This is a genomic window from Massilia hydrophila, from assembly GCF_020208145.1.
GTDB classification, from domain to species: Bacteria; Pseudomonadota; Gammaproteobacteria; order Burkholderiales; family Burkholderiaceae_D; genus Telluria; species Telluria hydrophila.
Genome location: NZ_JAHYBX010000002.1, coordinates 13,540 through 27,618, shown reverse-complemented (window position 1 = coordinate 27,618; position 14,079 = coordinate 13,540). Strand labels below are relative to the sequence as shown.

At 68.4% G+C, this 14,079-nt stretch carries 13 protein-coding genes and 1 tRNA gene; 6 read left to right on the top strand and 8 right to left on the bottom strand.

The window, feature by feature from the left end; genetic code table 11:
• Positions 1–37 precede the first annotated feature (37 nt).
• Complete coding sequence (locus tag LE190_RS07205; protein WP_439847474.1) at positions 38–490, top strand: PaaI family thioesterase; 453 nt, start codon at positions 38–40, stop codon at positions 488–490.
• Between the two features lie 10 nt (positions 491–500).
• On the opposite strand, the gene LE190_RS07200 is transcribed toward LE190_RS07205, so the two are convergent.
• From LE190_RS07200 to LE190_RS07180, 5 genes are read right to left on the bottom strand one after another with little or no spacing between them, the layout of a single operon-like run.
• A complete protein-coding gene (locus LE190_RS07200) occupies positions 501–1,028 on the bottom strand; it encodes a TlpA family protein disulfide reductase (RefSeq protein ID WP_225238096.1) in 528 nt (175 codons plus the stop codon).
• A gap of 48 nt (positions 1,029–1,076) precedes the next feature.
• Positions 1,077–1,709 (bottom strand): BON domain-containing protein, encoded by a 633-nt coding sequence (locus tag LE190_RS07195; RefSeq protein ID WP_225238095.1) that lies wholly within the window; start codon positions 1,707–1,709, stop codon positions 1,077–1,079.
• On the bottom strand, positions 1,706–2,299 hold the full coding sequence (locus LE190_RS07190; protein WP_224947046.1) for a phosphoheptose isomerase: 594 nt from the start codon (positions 2,297–2,299) through the stop codon (positions 1,706–1,708). The genes LE190_RS07195 and LE190_RS07190 overlap by 4 nt, the downstream gene beginning before the upstream one ends.
• Before the next feature lie 56 nt (positions 2,300–2,355).
• Positions 2,356–2,715 carry a YraN family protein gene (locus tag LE190_RS07185; protein ID WP_225238094.1) on the bottom strand — a complete coding sequence of 120 codons (360 nt, stop codon included), beginning with the start codon at positions 2,713–2,715 and terminating at the stop codon, positions 2,356–2,358.
• Position 2,716: 1 nt separating this feature from the next.
• Positions 2,717–3,907, bottom strand: coding sequence for a penicillin-binding protein activator (locus LE190_RS07180; RefSeq protein ID WP_225238093.1), 1,191 nt, complete (start codon positions 3,905–3,907; stop codon positions 2,717–2,719).
• A gap of 98 nt (positions 3,908–4,005) precedes the next feature.
• Between LE190_RS07180 and rsmI the strand changes: the two genes are divergently transcribed.
• From rsmI to LE190_RS21900, 4 genes are all read left to right on the top strand, one after another.
• The gene (gene rsmI / locus LE190_RS07175; RefSeq protein ID WP_225238092.1) at positions 4,006–4,911 is read left to right on the top strand and encodes a 16S rRNA (cytidine(1402)-2'-O)-methyltransferase; all 906 of its coding nucleotides are present in this window, start codon (positions 4,006–4,008) and stop codon (positions 4,909–4,911) included.
• Positions 4,912–5,310: 399 nt separating this feature from the next.
• Positions 5,311–7,935, top strand: a complete 2,625-nt coding sequence (locus tag LE190_RS07170) for an EAL domain-containing protein (protein WP_225238091.1) — start codon at positions 5,311–5,313, stop codon at positions 7,933–7,935.
• On the top strand, positions 7,932–10,079 hold the full coding sequence (locus LE190_RS07165) for a bifunctional diguanylate cyclase/phosphodiesterase (RefSeq protein WP_225238090.1): 2,148 nt from the start codon (positions 7,932–7,934) through the stop codon (positions 10,077–10,079). The genes LE190_RS07170 and LE190_RS07165 overlap by 4 nt, the downstream gene beginning before the upstream one ends.
• Positions 10,080–10,091: 12 nt before the next feature.
• Positions 10,092–11,711 (top strand): methyl-accepting chemotaxis protein, encoded by a 1,620-nt coding sequence (locus LE190_RS21900; RefSeq protein ID WP_307734689.1) that lies wholly within the window; start codon positions 10,092–10,094, stop codon positions 11,709–11,711.
• An 18-nt stretch (positions 11,712–11,729) separates the two neighbouring features.
• Here the strand turns inward: LE190_RS21900 and LE190_RS07150 are convergent, their stop codons facing one another.
• On the bottom strand, positions 11,730–11,927 hold the full coding sequence (locus LE190_RS07150) for a hypothetical protein (RefSeq protein ID WP_225238089.1): 198 nt from the start codon (positions 11,925–11,927) through the stop codon (positions 11,730–11,732).
• Positions 11,928–12,060: 133 nt separating this feature from the next.
• Between LE190_RS07150 and LE190_RS07145 the strand changes: the two genes are divergently transcribed.
• Positions 12,061–12,137, top strand: a tRNA-Pro gene (locus tag LE190_RS07145).
• An 84-nt stretch (positions 12,138–12,221) separates the two neighbouring features.
• Here the strand turns inward: LE190_RS07145 and LE190_RS07140 are convergent.
• Complete coding sequence (locus LE190_RS07140; protein WP_225238088.1) at positions 12,222–13,142, bottom strand: hydroxymethylglutaryl-CoA lyase; 921 nt, start codon at positions 13,140–13,142, stop codon at positions 12,222–12,224.
• Positions 13,143–13,147: 5 nt separating this feature from the next.
• Complete coding sequence (locus tag LE190_RS07135; protein ID WP_225238087.1) at positions 13,148–14,077, bottom strand: 2-hydroxyacid dehydrogenase; 930 nt, start codon at positions 14,075–14,077, stop codon at positions 13,148–13,150.
• Positions 14,078–14,079: the final 2 nt, after the last annotated feature.

Genomic DNA, 14,079 nt, shown 5'->3' with positions numbered 1-14,079 from the left:
CCAGGCCGCGCTGCAGGATCCGGGCGCAGGGTGTACGATGCCGCCTTTTCCAGTAAGGCGAGGCACCGTGAATCCCAAGTACACCCCAGACTCCTTCAACGCATTCGGCAAGGCTTTCCTGCCCGGCCACCTCGGCATCGAGATCACCGAAGTGGCCGAAGGCCGCGTGTGCGCCGAACTGCCGGTGCTGCCGCACCTGCTGGCGCCGAACGGCTACCTGCACGCGGGCAGCGTGGTCACCCTGGCCGATACCGCGGCCGGCTATGCCTGCGTGGCCCACCTGCCGGAAGGGGCCAGCAATTTCACCACCATCGAACTGAAGTCGAACCACCTGGGCACCGCGCGCCAGGGCACGATCGCGGTGGTGGCCAGCGCCGTGCACCTGGGCCGCACCACGCAGGTATGGGATGCCGTCGTGAGCGACAAGGACAGCGGCAAGACCATCGCCCTGTTCCGCTGCACGCAAATGATCCTGTATCCGAAGGCCTGAGCGGCCGGCTTCAGGAAGCCAGTTCTTTCTCGAGCAGCTTGTGCAGGGCCGCGAAGTCCGGCTCGCCCACGTATTTCTTGATGATCCTGCCGTCCTTGTCGATCAAAAAGGTGGTCGGGGTCAGGGTGACGTCGCCGAACTGCCTGGCGATGTCGCCGGCCGAATCGATCGCCACCGTGAACGGCAGCTTGCGCGTCTCGGTGAAGTTCAGCACGTAGTTGGGCGGGTCGTACTGCATTGCCACCGCCACGAATTCCAGGCCTTGCGCCTTGTACTTGTTGTAGGTCTCGACCATCTGCGGCATCTCCTTCACGCAGGTGGTGCACGAAGTGGCCCAGAAGTTCACCATCACCACCTTGCCGCGCAGGGACTCGGTGGAGATCTTGTCGCCGGCGATGCTGATGAAGGTGACGTTCGGCGCCGGCGTGCCGCTGTCGAAGGCGGTGTAGCCGATGCCGGCCAGGGCCAGCACCAGCGCGCAGGCGGCGGCCGGCTTGATCCAGGGGCGGGAGCGTGGGGAGTCGGTGGAAGCGGTCATGGCGCAAGGGCATAAAAAAACGGCAGGACCGCAGTCCCGCCGTTGGTATTAACTCTGGCTCGGTGCGGGCTGGCTGGCACGCGGGTCTTCTTCGGCGATGTATTCGAAGATCTTGACGACACGGTTCACGCCGGCGACGCCCTTGGCGACGTCGGCCGCGATATTGCCTTCACGCGGGGTGACGAGACCTTGCAGGTAGACCACGCCGCGCTCGGTGGTAACCTTGAAGGCGGTGGCTGACACCGTCTTCTTGTCGACCAGGCTGGCCTTGACCTTGGTGGTGATCAGGGCGTCGTTGGAGCGCGAGGTATAGCTCGACGGGCCGGCGATTTCCAGTTCATTGATCACCGAGACCACGTTGTCGATTGCGCGCACTTCGCGCTCGGCAGCCTGCTTCATGGCTTCGTCGCGCACTTCGCCGGTCAGCAGCACCTTGCGGTTGTAGCTGGTGACGTTGACGTGGCCATTCTCGCCGGTGAGCTGCTGCATCTTGATCTCGGCCTTGACGTTGATCGCCTTGTCCTCGGTCTGCATGCCGAGGGTGCGGCGGTCATTCGCCGACAGCACCGCCGTGGCGGCGCCGCCCACGGCCATGGCCACGCAGCCCGAGAGCGAAGCCGCCAGTGCGGTGCCCAGTACGATTTTCGACAGCAGGCCGGCCAGCGGGCGCGTATTCATCATTCCTCTTCTCCTCCGAACAGTGCGACGTCGATGCCGTCGCAGATACAGTGAATCGCGCACAGGTGGACTTCCTGGATGCGCGCGGTACGTGCGTGCGGCACGTTGATATGGATGTCGGCGTCGGTCAGGAGCTTGGCCAGGGCGCCGCCATCCTTGCCGGTAAATGCCACGATGCGCATCTCGCGCTCCAGCGCCGCTTCCACCGCGGCCAGCACATTGGCCGAGTTGCCCGAGGTCGAAATCGCCAGCAGCACGTCGCCGGCCTGGCCGAAGGCCTGCACCTGCTTCGAGAAGATTTCCTTGAAGCTGTAGTCGTTGCCGACTGCCGTCATGATCGAGGTGTCGGTGGTGAGCGCGATGGCCGGCAGCGGGAAGCGCTCGCGCTCGAAGCGGCCGACCAGCTCGGCAGCGAAGTGCTGGCAGTCGGCGGCGGAACCGCCATTGCCGCAAGCGAGGATCTTGTTGCCGTTGGACAGGGCGTGGAACATCAGTTCGACGGCCTGCGAAATGGGTTGCGCCAGGCTGGCGGCCGACTTCATCTTGAGATCGGCGCTCTCCTGGAAGTGAGCGAGGATGCGTTGAGTATTCATAGGCGAGGATTATAGTGCAGTGGCAACCGGGGTCGGGCAAGGACGGAAAATATTGCTTACACTTCAATCACATCCTGCAGCCAGCTGAGCGCCTCGCCATCGATGGCGACCACGTCGAAGCGGCAGGGCGGCAGGGCGGGAAAGCGCAGCAGATAGTATTGCGCGGCGCGTACCAGGCGCCGGATCTTGGCGGGCGTGATGCTGGCGGCCGCGCCGCCGTGGTCGCTGTCGGCGCGCTGGCGCACCTCGACGAAGACCAGGGTCTCGCCATCGCGCATGACGAGGTCGATCTCGCCGCCCTTGCAGCGGAAATTCTCCTCGACCAGCTGCAGTCCCCGGCCTTGCAGGTGGAGCAGGGCGGCCTGCTCCCAATCGCGGCCCTGGGCCTGCCGGGCGGACAGGCGCACGGGCCACATGTCAGCGCCCGAAGGCCACCGCTTCGAACATGCCGTCGCGGTAGACCGAACCGGTCTCGACGCGGCGGAACGCGGCCGTGCTGCCCACGCCCATGTCGACCGACAGGCGGCCCGTGACGCCGTCCAGCTCGAAAGCGCTACCCGGGCGCAGCGCCAGCTCGCGCGCGATGCGGAACGCGTCGATGCCGAGCGCGTACAGGCGCTGCATGTCGAAGCCGCCTCCGGCGCCGTCCCAGCGCGGGTAGCTGGCCACCAGCGGATGGTCGGGCTGCACGGTCCAGGGCAGGTCGAGGATGCGCACGCCGCTCAGCTCCGGGGCGAGGGCGGCCGGGTCGCGGCCCGGGTTGACCGAGGCCGTGCCATAGGTCGGCAGCGAGGTGCCGAGGGCGCTGCGCACCTGGCGCAGCTGGGCCGCGTCGAGGGCGGCGAACACCAGCTGCGGTGGGTCGACCTGCAGGCGGGCGCGCAGCTCGGCCAGCGCATTGCCGTCCACATAGCCGCCGCTGCTGGGCAGCTCGACGGTCGAATGATTCAGGCCCAGCTGCGACCAGCGCGCAGCGAAGGCGCCGGACAGTCGCTGCTGCCAGGCCGCCTTGCCGGTCAGGACCAGGGCGCGGCCCGCCGGCTGTTCCGCCGCGGCCCAGTCGGCCACCTGGTGCGCCTCGTCCTCGAGCGAGAGGCCGACCACCAGCATCTGGCGCGGCAGCGGGCCGCCGGTCTGCGGATGGTTCAAGGCGATGGTCGGCCGGGTCACGGCGCCGCTGGTGGCGAGTGCCGCCACGGCAGGGCGGGCCAGCGGGCCGACCACGATGTCGTTCTGCTCGGCCGCGCGCGCATAGGCGTCCAGCGTGGCCTGGGCCGAGTCGCCGGTGGGAATCACGTTGACGGTCACGCCGCCGCGCTCGCGCTCATAGGCCGCCATGAAGCCGGCGCGCAGCGCTTCGGCCGGCTGGCCCAGCGCATCGGACTGCAGCGGCAGCAGCAGGGCGATGCGGGTGGCGGGACCGCTGCGCTGCGGGTCGGCGGCAAGCGGGCGGCCATCGGTGGAGGGCGGCAGGTCGATCGGGTTGGTGACCACCGGGGCGGCCGGCGGCGGCGGCACGTAGCCCGGTTCGGCAGGCGCCGGGCTTGCACTCGGCGCGGCGGGCGCGCAAAATCCGCCCGGTACGCCGCAGCCAGTGTCTGGCGGCAAAGGTGTACTGCTACAGGCAGACAAGCTGCCCACGAACAGGCCAAGTGTGGCGCTTGCCAGCAGTGCCCGGATATTCTTCTTCAGCATCGGAACCCCTTATGACAGAACAGCAGACCATCGACATCGCCCGGCTTCCCGTCATGGGCGAAGCGGCCCAGCAATCCTATCCTACCGCAACGCTGTATGTCGTGGCTACACCGATCGGCAACGTCACCGACATCACGCTGCGCGCCCTGCACCTGCTGGCGCTGGCCGACGTCGTGGCCTGCGAAGACACGCGCAAGACCGGCGCGCTGCTCCAGCGCTTTGGGCTGGGCAAGCAGACCATCGCCGCCCACATGCACAACGAACGCGAGGTAGCCGACAAGATCGTCGAGCGCCTGCAGGCGGGCCAGCGGGTGGCGCTGGTGTCGGATGCGGGCACGCCGGCCGTGTCCGACCCCGGCGCGCGCATCGTGGACGCGGTACGCGCGGCGGGCCTGAACGTGGTGCCGCTGCCGGGACCGTCCGCGGCGGTCGCGGCGCTGTCGGCCAGCGGCCTGGTGAACGACCGCTTCCACTTCGTCGGCTTCCTGCCGGCCAAGCCGAAGCAGCGCGAGAGCGCGCTGGCAGCGCTGGTGCGCGAGACGTCGACCCTGGTGCTGTACGAAGCGCCGCACCGCATCGTCGAGTGCGTGGAGGGCTTGACGAGCGTGTTCGAGCCGACGCGCCAGGTGGTGTTCGCGCGTGAGCTGAGCAAGATGTTCGAGGAAGTGCACCGCTGCCCGCTGGGCGAGGCGCTGGCCTGGGTAAAAGCCGACCAGCACCGCGAGCGCGGCGAATTCGTGGTGCTGGTCGAAGGCGCGCCGCGCGCGACCGATGCCGAGGATGCGGAAGCGGAACGCATCCTGCAGATCCTGCTGGCGGAGTGCTCGGTCAAGCAGGCCGCCGGCCTGGCGGCGCAGATCACGGGCCGCAAGAAGAACGCGCTGTACGAGCGCGCACTGCAGATCAGGGGCGAATAGGCCGCCCGCCCGTCCCGTCGCGCCCGCGATCCGCATGGCGCGATGACTTCCCGTTGCTGCCAACGCTGTGCCAGCGGCGCAGCGGCTTGTCATATCTTTAACTTGATGAAGATTTAGTTAATGAGTTTTTGATTCAGATCAAGTAATTGGTTTGATTGGCATAGATGCCATGCCTACAATATTGCTTTGCATTCACTTAAGTATCCTAAGGGAATTACTAGTGCATGCGTCGTATTGAGAACTCAACATCGTTACCGTATGTCTTACGCAGGCAAGCCCCGCTCGTCCGAGCACTGTTCCGGACCGATTGCTGAGTAATCAGGGACCTGGTGGGCCTGGCTTTCGTTCGCCATGCCAGCCAGCCGGCAGCAGTTCAATCAACGACGACGGGTAACCGCCATGGTGCAGCACGCGCAGCTTGAGAGTCCGATCCCGGCCACCACACTCGATGAAACGGTCGACACGATCGGACGTGAAATCGGACTCGACCAGCAGGAGGTGGCCGAACGCATGGCCTTCCTCGAACTGCGCCCGGAAGACCTGGTCCTGCTGCGCGAATTGCATGCGCTGGCGGCGCAGGACAGCGACACCTTTTCCGACGGCTTCTACGAGCACATCCTGGCCTTTCCCCAGCTGCGCAGCCTGGTCGGGGACGACAGCACCATCCAGCGCCTGAAGCACGCCCAGGCGGCGTATTTCCGCAGCCTGACCGCGGGCGACTACGACGGCGGCTACATCCGCGACCGCCTGCGGGTCGGCCTGGTACACCAGCGCATCGGGCTCGAGCCGAAGTGGTACATCGGGGCCTACCGCAAGTACGTGTCCGGCATGTTCGAGCTGCTGTGGTCGCACTTCCATGACGACCCCGCGCGTTTTCGCGCCATGTGCGACTGCGTGCTGAAAGTCGTTTGCCTCGACATGGGCCTGGCCCTGGACACCTATGCCCATGCCGACCAGCGCAGCGTGGTGCAGCACCAGAACTACCTGGAACAGATCATCGGCGGCATGCCCGCCGGGCTGATCGTCACCGACGGCGGCGGGCGGGTGCGCTCGATCAACCAGACGATGCGCGACATGCTCGGCATCCCGGAGGACGCGCTGGCCGGACAGCCCGCGCTGGACGCGCTGTTGCCGTCTCACGAGCTGGCCGAGCGCATGGAGGCGGCGCTGGCATCCGGCGCGCCACAGGATGGGATCGTGATCACCGTCGATGGCCATGCCGACGGCGTGCGCTACTTCGAATTCAACATCCGCCGCACGCGCCAGGCCGACGAGCAGATCCTGCTGCTGATCGGGCACGACATCACCTTCAGGCGCCAGGCGCGCCTGCGCCTGCAGGAAAGCGAGGAATTCTTCCGCCTCACCTTCACCCAGGCCGCGGTCGGGATCGCCCTGCTGTCGCGCGAAGGGCGCTTCGTGCGCGTCAACCGCAAGCTGACCCAGATCGTCGGCTACACCGAGATCGAACTGCTGCAGCGCTTCGTGCACCAGATCACCTACCAGAACGACCTGCTGGAAGACCGCGCCCTGCTGCGCCAGCTGATCGATGGCGAGATCCGCGACTTCCGGCGCGAGACGCGCTTCGTCTCCAAGCGCGGCAGTCCGATCTGGGTCACGGTCAGCGCCTCTGCCATGCGCGAAGCCCTCAGCGGCGAGCTGCGCCTGATTATCGCGGTGGAGGACATCTCGCGCCGCAAGCAGGCCGAGGAAGCCCTGCTGCGCATGGCCAACCACGACGCGCTGACCGGGCTGCCGAACCGCATCCTGCTGCAGGACCGGCTGTCGCATGCGATCGCCCAGGCCCAGCGCAACGGGCGCCTGGTGGGCGTGATGTTCATCGACCTCGACCGCTTCAAGCACGTCAACGACAGCCTCGGGCACGAGGCCGGCGACCAGATGATCATCGAGATCGCGCGCCGCCTGAGCCGCAGCCTGCGCGAGAGCGACACCGTGGCGCGCCAGGGCGGCGACGAATTCGTCGTGGTGCTGCCGGACCTCGCCGGCGCCGACGATGCGGCCATGGTGGCGCGCAAGGTGCTGGGCGAGCTGTTCCAGCCGCTGATGCTGGCCGGGAACGAGCTGTTCCCGACCGGGAGCATCGGCATCGCCATCTATCCGCGCGACGGCCAGGACCCGACCGCGCTGCTGAAGGCGGCCGATACCGCGATGTACCGTTCCAAGGCCAACGGCGGCAACCATTTCCACTTCTACACCGAAGACCTGGGCATGCGTGCCGAGGAGCACCTGCTCGTCGAGGCGCGCCTGCAGCGTGCGCTGCAGCGCGGCGAACTGCGGCTGCACTACCAGCCCCAGTTCGACGTCGCCAGCGGCCGCATCGTCGGCCTCGAGGCCCTGCTGCGCTGGGAGGCCGGCGGCAGGGAAGTGCTGGCGGCCGCCGAGTTCATCCCGCTGGCCGAGGAAACCGGCCTGATCGTGCCGATCGGCGAATGGGCGCTGGCGACCGCGATGCGCCAGCTGGCGGCGTTCTCGCGCCTGGCGCCGGCGCCGCTGCGCATGAGCGTGAACGTCTCGGCGCGCCAGTTCCACCAGCAGGACATCGCCGCCGGGATCGAGCGCCTGCTGGCGGACACCGGCTGCGACCCGGGCGCGCTGACGCTCGAGATCACCGAGACCCTCCTGATGGAAAGTCCCGGCGCCGCGGCCGAGGCGATGGCGCGCCTGTCGCGCCTGGGCATCCAGCTGGCGATCGACGATTTCTGCACCGGCTACTCGAGCCTGGCCAACCTCAGGCGCTTCCCGATCCATGGCCTCAAGATCGACCGGTCCTTCATCGCCGACATCCCGGATGACGACGACGCGGCTGCCATCGTGCATGCCGTGATCGCGCTGGCCGGTTCGATGAAGCTCGACGTGGTCGCGGTAGGTGTGGAAACCGCGGCACAGCAGGCCTTCCTGGAAGCGCATGGCTGCCATCGGATGCAGGGCTACCGCTTTGGCCGGCCGGTGCCGGCGGAAGAGATCGAACGCATGCTGCGCCAGGGATGCGTGGACGCGGCGGCATGAACACGCTGCCGTACCGCATGCCTGGCGTGCTGCGCCTGGCGCTTCCGGTCGTCCTGCTGGCGGCGCTGGCCTGGGGGGGGACCCGCTTGCTGCCCTGGACGCCGCACTGGTATCCGCCGCTGCACGCCGTGCTCGAGGCATGCGCGATCGTGCTGGCGCTGCTGGTATTCGCGCTCGGCGCGCACCGGGCAGGCGGGCGCATGCCGGCCACCCTGGCGCTGCTGTCGTCCGCCGCGCTGGCGCTGGCGCTGCTTGGCATCGGCCACCTGCTGTCGGTGCCGGCACCGGCCGGGAGCAATACGCTGGCCGCGGCCGATGCCGGTGCCGCCTTCTGGCTGGTAGCGCATGGCCTGGGCGCGCTGGTCCTGCTGGCCGCGGCGCTGCTGCCGGAAGGCCGCAGCGCCGGTCCCGCCACGCACGCCTTGTGCATGCTGGGTGCCTTCGCGGTGGCGGCGGCGGGCTACTGGCTGGCGCTGGTGCGCCCCGGGCTGCTGCCGGCGACCTTCGTCTCCGGCATCGGCATGACCGGCTTCGCCCGCGCCTTCGAATGCACGCTGGTGGGCGTGGACCTGGGCGCCGCCCTGCTGCTGGCGCGGCGCGCACGCCGCCATCGTTCGCGCCTCTGGTACTACCTGGCGGCGGCGGCGGCCGTGACGGCACTGAGCGGCATCAGCTTCATGCTGCATCCGGCACCGGACGCGCCATCGGACCTGCTGGCCCACCTGTACAAGCTGCTGGCTTTCCTGTGCCTGCACCGTGCGCTGTTCGCCGGCGCACAGCAGGAGCAACAGCAGGAGCAACAGCGGCGGGCGCAGCCGGCTTCGGCGCCGGCCCCGCGTCCCGCGCTGCCGGACCGCTATCGTGCGCTGGACACGCTGGCCGGCGCCATCGCCGCCGCGCGCCGCGACGGTGGCTCGGTGGCGGTGATCGTGCTCGACATCGACGGCTTCCGCAAGATCAACAGCCACCATGGCTGGAGCAGCGGCGACCAGGTGCTGCACGAATGCGTGGCGCGGCTGTCGGCTCGGCTGGCGGCAGGCGACCTGCTCGCGCACCAGGGCGGCAACGAATTCATCGTCGTGTGCCGGCAGGCCGAGCGCGAGCAAGTGGCGGCGCTCGCGCGCGACCTGCAGGAGTCGATGCGCCTGCCTTTCGCGCCGGGTGGCCACTGCGTGTTCCTGTCGGCCAGCGCCGGCATCGCGCTGCTGCCCGCCGAACCCTGCCAGGCCAGCCAGCTGCTGCAGATGGCGCAGCTGGCCAGCGCCAGCGCGCGCCACGAAGGGCCGGCCCACCTGTGCTTCTACACGGCGCGCATGGGAGGGGCGATGCGCGAGCGCATCGGCCTGGAAACCATGCTGTGCCAGGCGATCGCGCGCCGCGAATTCGTGCTCCAGTACCAGCCGCGTATCGGCATGACGGACGGGCGCATGGTCGGGGTCGAGGCCCTGGTGCGCTGGCGCCATCCGCAGCTCGGCCTGCTGGCGCCGGGGCGCTTCATCCCGCTGGCCGAAGAAAGCGGCTTGATCAACGAGCTCGACATGTGGGTCTTGCGCGAAGCCTGCGTCCGCGCCGCCGCCTGGTGCGCGCAGGGCCTGTTCAGCGGACGCATGTCGGTCAACCTGTCGGCCCGCCAGTTCCAGCAGCCGGGCCTGGCGCAGCGGGTGCGCGCCGTGCTGGCCGACAGCGGCCTGGCGCCGGCCGCGCTCGAACTCGAGATCACCGAGAGCACCGTCATGCACGACACCGAGGACGCTGCCGACGTGCTGCGTTCGCTGCGCGCGCTGGGCGTGACCGTGTCGATCGACGACTTTGGCACCGGCTATTCCTCGCTGAGCTACCTGAAGCGCTTTCCGCTCGACGTGCTGAAGATCGACCGCGCCTTCGTGCGCGACCTGGACGGCGATGCCACCGGCGCGGCAATCGTCCGCGCCATCATCACCCTGGCCCATTCGCTCGGCCTGTCGGCGGTGGCGGAAGGGGTCGAGACGGCCGAGCAAGTCGCCTTCCTGAAGGAGAACGGCTGCGACGAGATCCAGGGCTACTACTTCAGCCGGCCGGTCTGGCCCGACGAGATCGCGCGCCTGCTGGCGGAGGCTGCGGGCGCGTGGTCAACCGTATCTCCCCATCCTGTTATTCAACCCTAGTCCAACATGCTCATGCGCCTATTCAATCAACTCAGCATCAAAGTCCGTCTCCTGCTCGTCATCGGCCTGCTCGGGGTTGAGCTGCTCATCGGCGCCGCCGTCGGCCTGTTCAGCCTCGGGCAGGCCAACGACGCGCTGCAGGCCATGTACAGCGACCGCCTGGTGCGCCTGGGACAGCTCGACCAGGTCGTTCGCAGGCTGAACCGCAACCAGTTCGACGTCACCGAAGCCCTGACCGTCGATCCCGGCGCCGTGCCGGCCCTGCTCGAGGACGTCGAGCGCAACCGCGCCGTGATCGATGCGCAATGGACGGCCTATACCGCCGGCGGCCTCGCCGGACGCGAGCGCGAAGCCGCCGAGCGCTTCCTGCAGGCCCGCAACGCTTTCGTCGAGCGCGGCCTGGAGCCAACCGTGGCGGCCTTGCGTGCCGGCGACCTGGAGCGTGCGAAACAGCTCGTGCACGGTCCGCTGGTCGAACTGTTCAGGCCCGCGGCGGCCGGCATCGACGGGCTGATCCAGCTGCACCTGGAAGAAGCCAGGCATGCCTACGAGGCCTCGCGCCAGCGCTATGAACTGGTGCGTGCCGTCTGCCTGGGCGGCATGGCCTTGGGCCTGCTGCTGGCCGGCGTCGTCGGCGCCGTGCTGGTGCGCGGCATCGTGGCGCCGCTGGAACAGGCGGTGCGGATCGCCGGCGCCGTGGCCGACGGCGACCTGACGCGCGAGATCCGGATACGCGGCAGCGATGAAACCGGCCGCCTGATGCAGGCCCTGAGCGACATGAACGCGGGCCTGGCGGCCATTGTCGGCCGGGTGCGCGGCGGCACCGACACCATCGCCACCGCTTCCAGCCAGATCGCGGCGGGCAACCTGGACCTGTCGGCGCGTACCGAGCAGCAGGCCGCCTCGCTGGAAGAGACCGCGGCGTCGATGGAAGAGCTGACCACGACCGTGCGCCAGAACGCCGACAACGCGCGCCAGGCCAACGAACTGGCGCAGTCGGCGTCGGCGGTGGCCGACAAGGGCGGGCAGGTGGTAGCGCAGGTGGTGCACACCATGGCCGCGATCGATGCCTCGGCCGGGCGCATCGGCGACATCACGGGCGTGATCGACAGCATAGCGTTCCAGACCAATATCCTGGCGCTGAACGCGGCGGTGGAAGCGGCACGCGCTGGCGAGCAGGGACGCGGTTTCGCGGTGGTGGCGAGCGAGGTACGCAGCCTGGCGCAGCGCAGCGCCGCCGCGGCCAAGGAAATCAAGGCGCTGGTCGACGCGTCGGTGCGCACCGTGGGCGAAGGTTCGGCCTTGGTCGAGCAGGCCGGCGCCACCATGGAAGAGATCGTGGGCAGCGTCGGCCGCGTCACCGACATCATGGGCGAGATCCTGGCGGCCAGCCAGGAACAGAGCGCCGGCATCGAGCAGGTGAACCGGGCCATCATCCAGATGGACCACGCCACCCAGCAGAACGCCGCCCTGGTCGAGCAGGCGTCGGCCGCGGCCCAGGCCCTGCGCGAAGAGGCGGACAGCCTGGCGCAGGCGGTGGGCACGTTCCGCCTGCGGGTGCCGGGAACGATGGCGGCGGCCGGCGAGGACGCAGCGAAAGAGAACCCGGTCAGGCTGCTGGCGCCGGCCTGAGCCAGCGCCGGGGAGGGCTCAGGCGAGCGCCTCCTTGGCAGCCTGTTCGGGCGTCAGGCCATCGTAGAACTGGTCCATGAACCACTCGATCTGTTCCTCGATGTGGTCCTGGGCCTGGCGCACGGTGGCGCCGCCGGTGACCAGGAAGCCTTCTACTTCGGTGCACCACTGGATGAAGGCCAGCGTTTCTTCGTCCAGTTCTTCTTTCTTTGCCATCTAGGTTCCTGGTGGTTGCGGGGTAGTGGCGATTATAGCCGCCGCCCGATGTGTACCGAAGAATGCGGCGTCCGGGCTTATTTTGCCGGTAAGCCTTGACCGCGTCACCCCGGCAGGGTATGATCTTTCTTCTCGGAGTGTAGCGCAGCCCGGTAGCGCATCTGGTTTGGGACCAGAGGGTCCAAGGTTCGAATCCTTGTACTCCGACCAGTTTCAAGGAAAAAGCCGACAGCCACGCTGTCGGCTTTTTTCGTTTGCGGCGGGTACATGGACGGCGCCAGCCGTCCATCCTGCTCAGCCGGCGCGCTTGGCCAGCAGTGCGTTGCCGGCGCGGCTCGCGCCCTTGCGGCCCAGCGCCTGCGCGATGAACTGTCCCGCATCCACCACCTGGTCGAGATCGATGCCGGTCTCGATGCCCAGGCCGTTCAGCATGTACAGCACGTCCTCGGTGGCGACATTGCCGGTCGCGCCCTTGGCATACGGGCAACCGCCCAGGCCCGATACCGAGGAGTGGAAGATCGCCACGCCCACTTCCAGCGCCGCGTAGATGTTCGCCAGTGCCTGGCCATAGGTGTCGTGGAAGTGGCCCGACAGCTGCGCCAGCGGGAATTCCTGCGCCGCGCGCAGCATCACGGCCTGGGTCTGGCGCGCCGTCGCCACGCCGATGGTGTCGGCGATGTCGATCTCGTCGCAACCGAGTTCGCGCATGCGGCTGACCACGTCGGCCACGGCATCGAGCGGCACCTCGCCCTGGTAGGGGCAGCCGAAGGCGGTGCTGATCGAGCCGCGCAGGCGCAGGCCACTGGCCTTGGCCGCCTGCGCCACCGGCGCGAAGCGCGCGATCGATTCCGCGATCGAGCAGTTGATGTTCTTTTGCGAGAAGGCTTCCGAGGCCGAGCCGAAGATCACGACTTCGTCGGCTTTCGCCGCCAGGGCCGCCTCGAAGCCCTGCATGTTCGGCGTCAGCGCCGAGTAGATCGTGCCCGGCAGGCGCTCGATGCCGGCCATGACCTCGCGGCTGGTGGCCATCTGCGGCACCCACTTGGGCGACACGAACGAGGCCGCCTCGACGTTCGGCATGCCGGCGCGCGCCAGGCGGTTCACCAGTTCGATTTTCACGTCGGCCGACAAGGCCTCTTTCTCGTTCTGCAGGCCGTCGCGCGGCCCCACTTCGACGATCTTGACCCGCTGCGGCAGGCTGGCTTGCTGTGTCATTGCTTTCAATATCCTAGGTCGCGGTCGACGACGTCGTCGATGGGTTGGCCGCTCTCCAGCTTCCTGATCTTGTCCAGGATCTGGAGCACGGCGTCGTGGCGCACGGTGAGCGCCGAGATGTGCGGGGTGATGCTGATGCGCGGCTCGTTCCAGAACGGATGCGGCGCCGGCAGCGGTTCGTGGCGGAACACGTCCAGGGTGGCGCCGGCAATGTGGCCGGAGCGGATCAGGGTCATCAGGTCGGGCTCGGCCAGGATGGCCCCGCGCGAGACGTTGATCAGGTAGGCGCCCGGCTGCAGCTTGCCCAGATTGTGGCGGTCGAGCAGGTTGGACGTCTCGGGCGTGAGCGGCAGCATGCAGACCAGCACCCGGGTCGCGCGCAGGAAGGGATCCAGGCCTTCCATGCCGTGGAAGCATTCGACGCCCGGGATGTCCTTGGGCGTGCGGCTCCAGCCGCGCACCGGGAAGCCGAACAGGCGCATCGCCTCGACCACCGGCAGGCCGAGCCGGCCCAGGCCCATGATTCCCACCGAAAAATCCTGCTTGGGCGTGAGCGGCAGCGGATCCCACACGCCGTGGCGCGCCTGCTGCTCGTAGTCGTCGAAGTGGCGGTAGTAGCGCAGTACCGCGTGCGCCACGTATTCCGCCATCTGCACGCCCATGCCGGCGTCGCCCAGGCGCACGATCGGCACCGGGGGCAGGGCATCGCCCAGCTTGAGCAGGGCATCGACGCCGGCGCCCATCAGGAAGATCGCCCGCACGTGCGCCAGCTGGTCGAGCAGGGCCGGGGTGGGGCTCCACAACACCGCGTAGTCGCAGCGCGGCAGGCTGTCGCCTTCACGCCAGGCGACGGTGTCGACCTGCGGCATGGCGGCGGCGAATTCGCGCGCCCAGGGCTCGATCACGCCGTCGCCGCGGTACAGGAGTATGCGCATGT

What these genes read in the sequence shown, in the direction of transcription:
- LE190_RS07200 (WP_225238096.1), bottom strand. Translation starts at nt 1,028, where the DNA reads ATGACCGCTTCCACCGACTCCCCACGCTCCCGCCCCTGGATCAAGCCG.
- LE190_RS07185 (WP_225238094.1), bottom strand. Translation starts at nt 2,715, where the DNA reads ATGTGGCCCGTGCGCCTGTCCGCCCGGCAGGCCCAGGGCCGCGATTGG.
- LE190_RS07195 (WP_225238095.1), bottom strand. Translation starts at nt 1,709, where the DNA reads ATGATGAATACGCGCCCGCTGGCCGGCCTGCTGTCGAAAATCGTACTG.
- LE190_RS07170 (WP_225238091.1), top strand. Translation starts at nt 5,311, where the DNA reads ATGGTGCAGCACGCGCAGCTTGAGAGTCCGATCCCGGCCACCACACTC.
- LE190_RS07135 (WP_225238087.1), bottom strand. Translation starts at nt 14,077, where the DNA reads ATGCGCATACTCCTGTACCGCGGCGACGGCGTGATCGAGCCCTGGGCG.
- rsmI (WP_225238092.1), top strand. Translation starts at nt 4,006, where the DNA reads ATGACAGAACAGCAGACCATCGACATCGCCCGGCTTCCCGTCATGGGC.
- LE190_RS07205 (WP_439847474.1), top strand. Translation starts at nt 38, where the DNA reads ATGCCGCCTTTTCCAGTAAGGCGAGGCACCGTGAATCCCAAGTACACC.
- LE190_RS07150 (WP_225238089.1), bottom strand. Translation starts at nt 11,927, where the DNA reads ATGGCAAAGAAAGAAGAACTGGACGAAGAAACGCTGGCCTTCATCCAG.
- LE190_RS07190 (WP_224947046.1), bottom strand. Translation starts at nt 2,299, where the DNA reads ATGAATACTCAACGCATCCTCGCTCACTTCCAGGAGAGCGCCGATCTC.
- LE190_RS21900 (WP_307734689.1), top strand. Translation starts at nt 10,092, where the DNA reads ATGCGCCTATTCAATCAACTCAGCATCAAAGTCCGTCTCCTGCTCGTC.
- LE190_RS07165 (WP_225238090.1), top strand. Translation starts at nt 7,932, where the DNA reads ATGAACACGCTGCCGTACCGCATGCCTGGCGTGCTGCGCCTGGCGCTT.
- LE190_RS07140 (WP_225238088.1), bottom strand. Translation starts at nt 13,142, where the DNA reads ATGACACAGCAAGCCAGCCTGCCGCAGCGGGTCAAGATCGTCGAAGTG.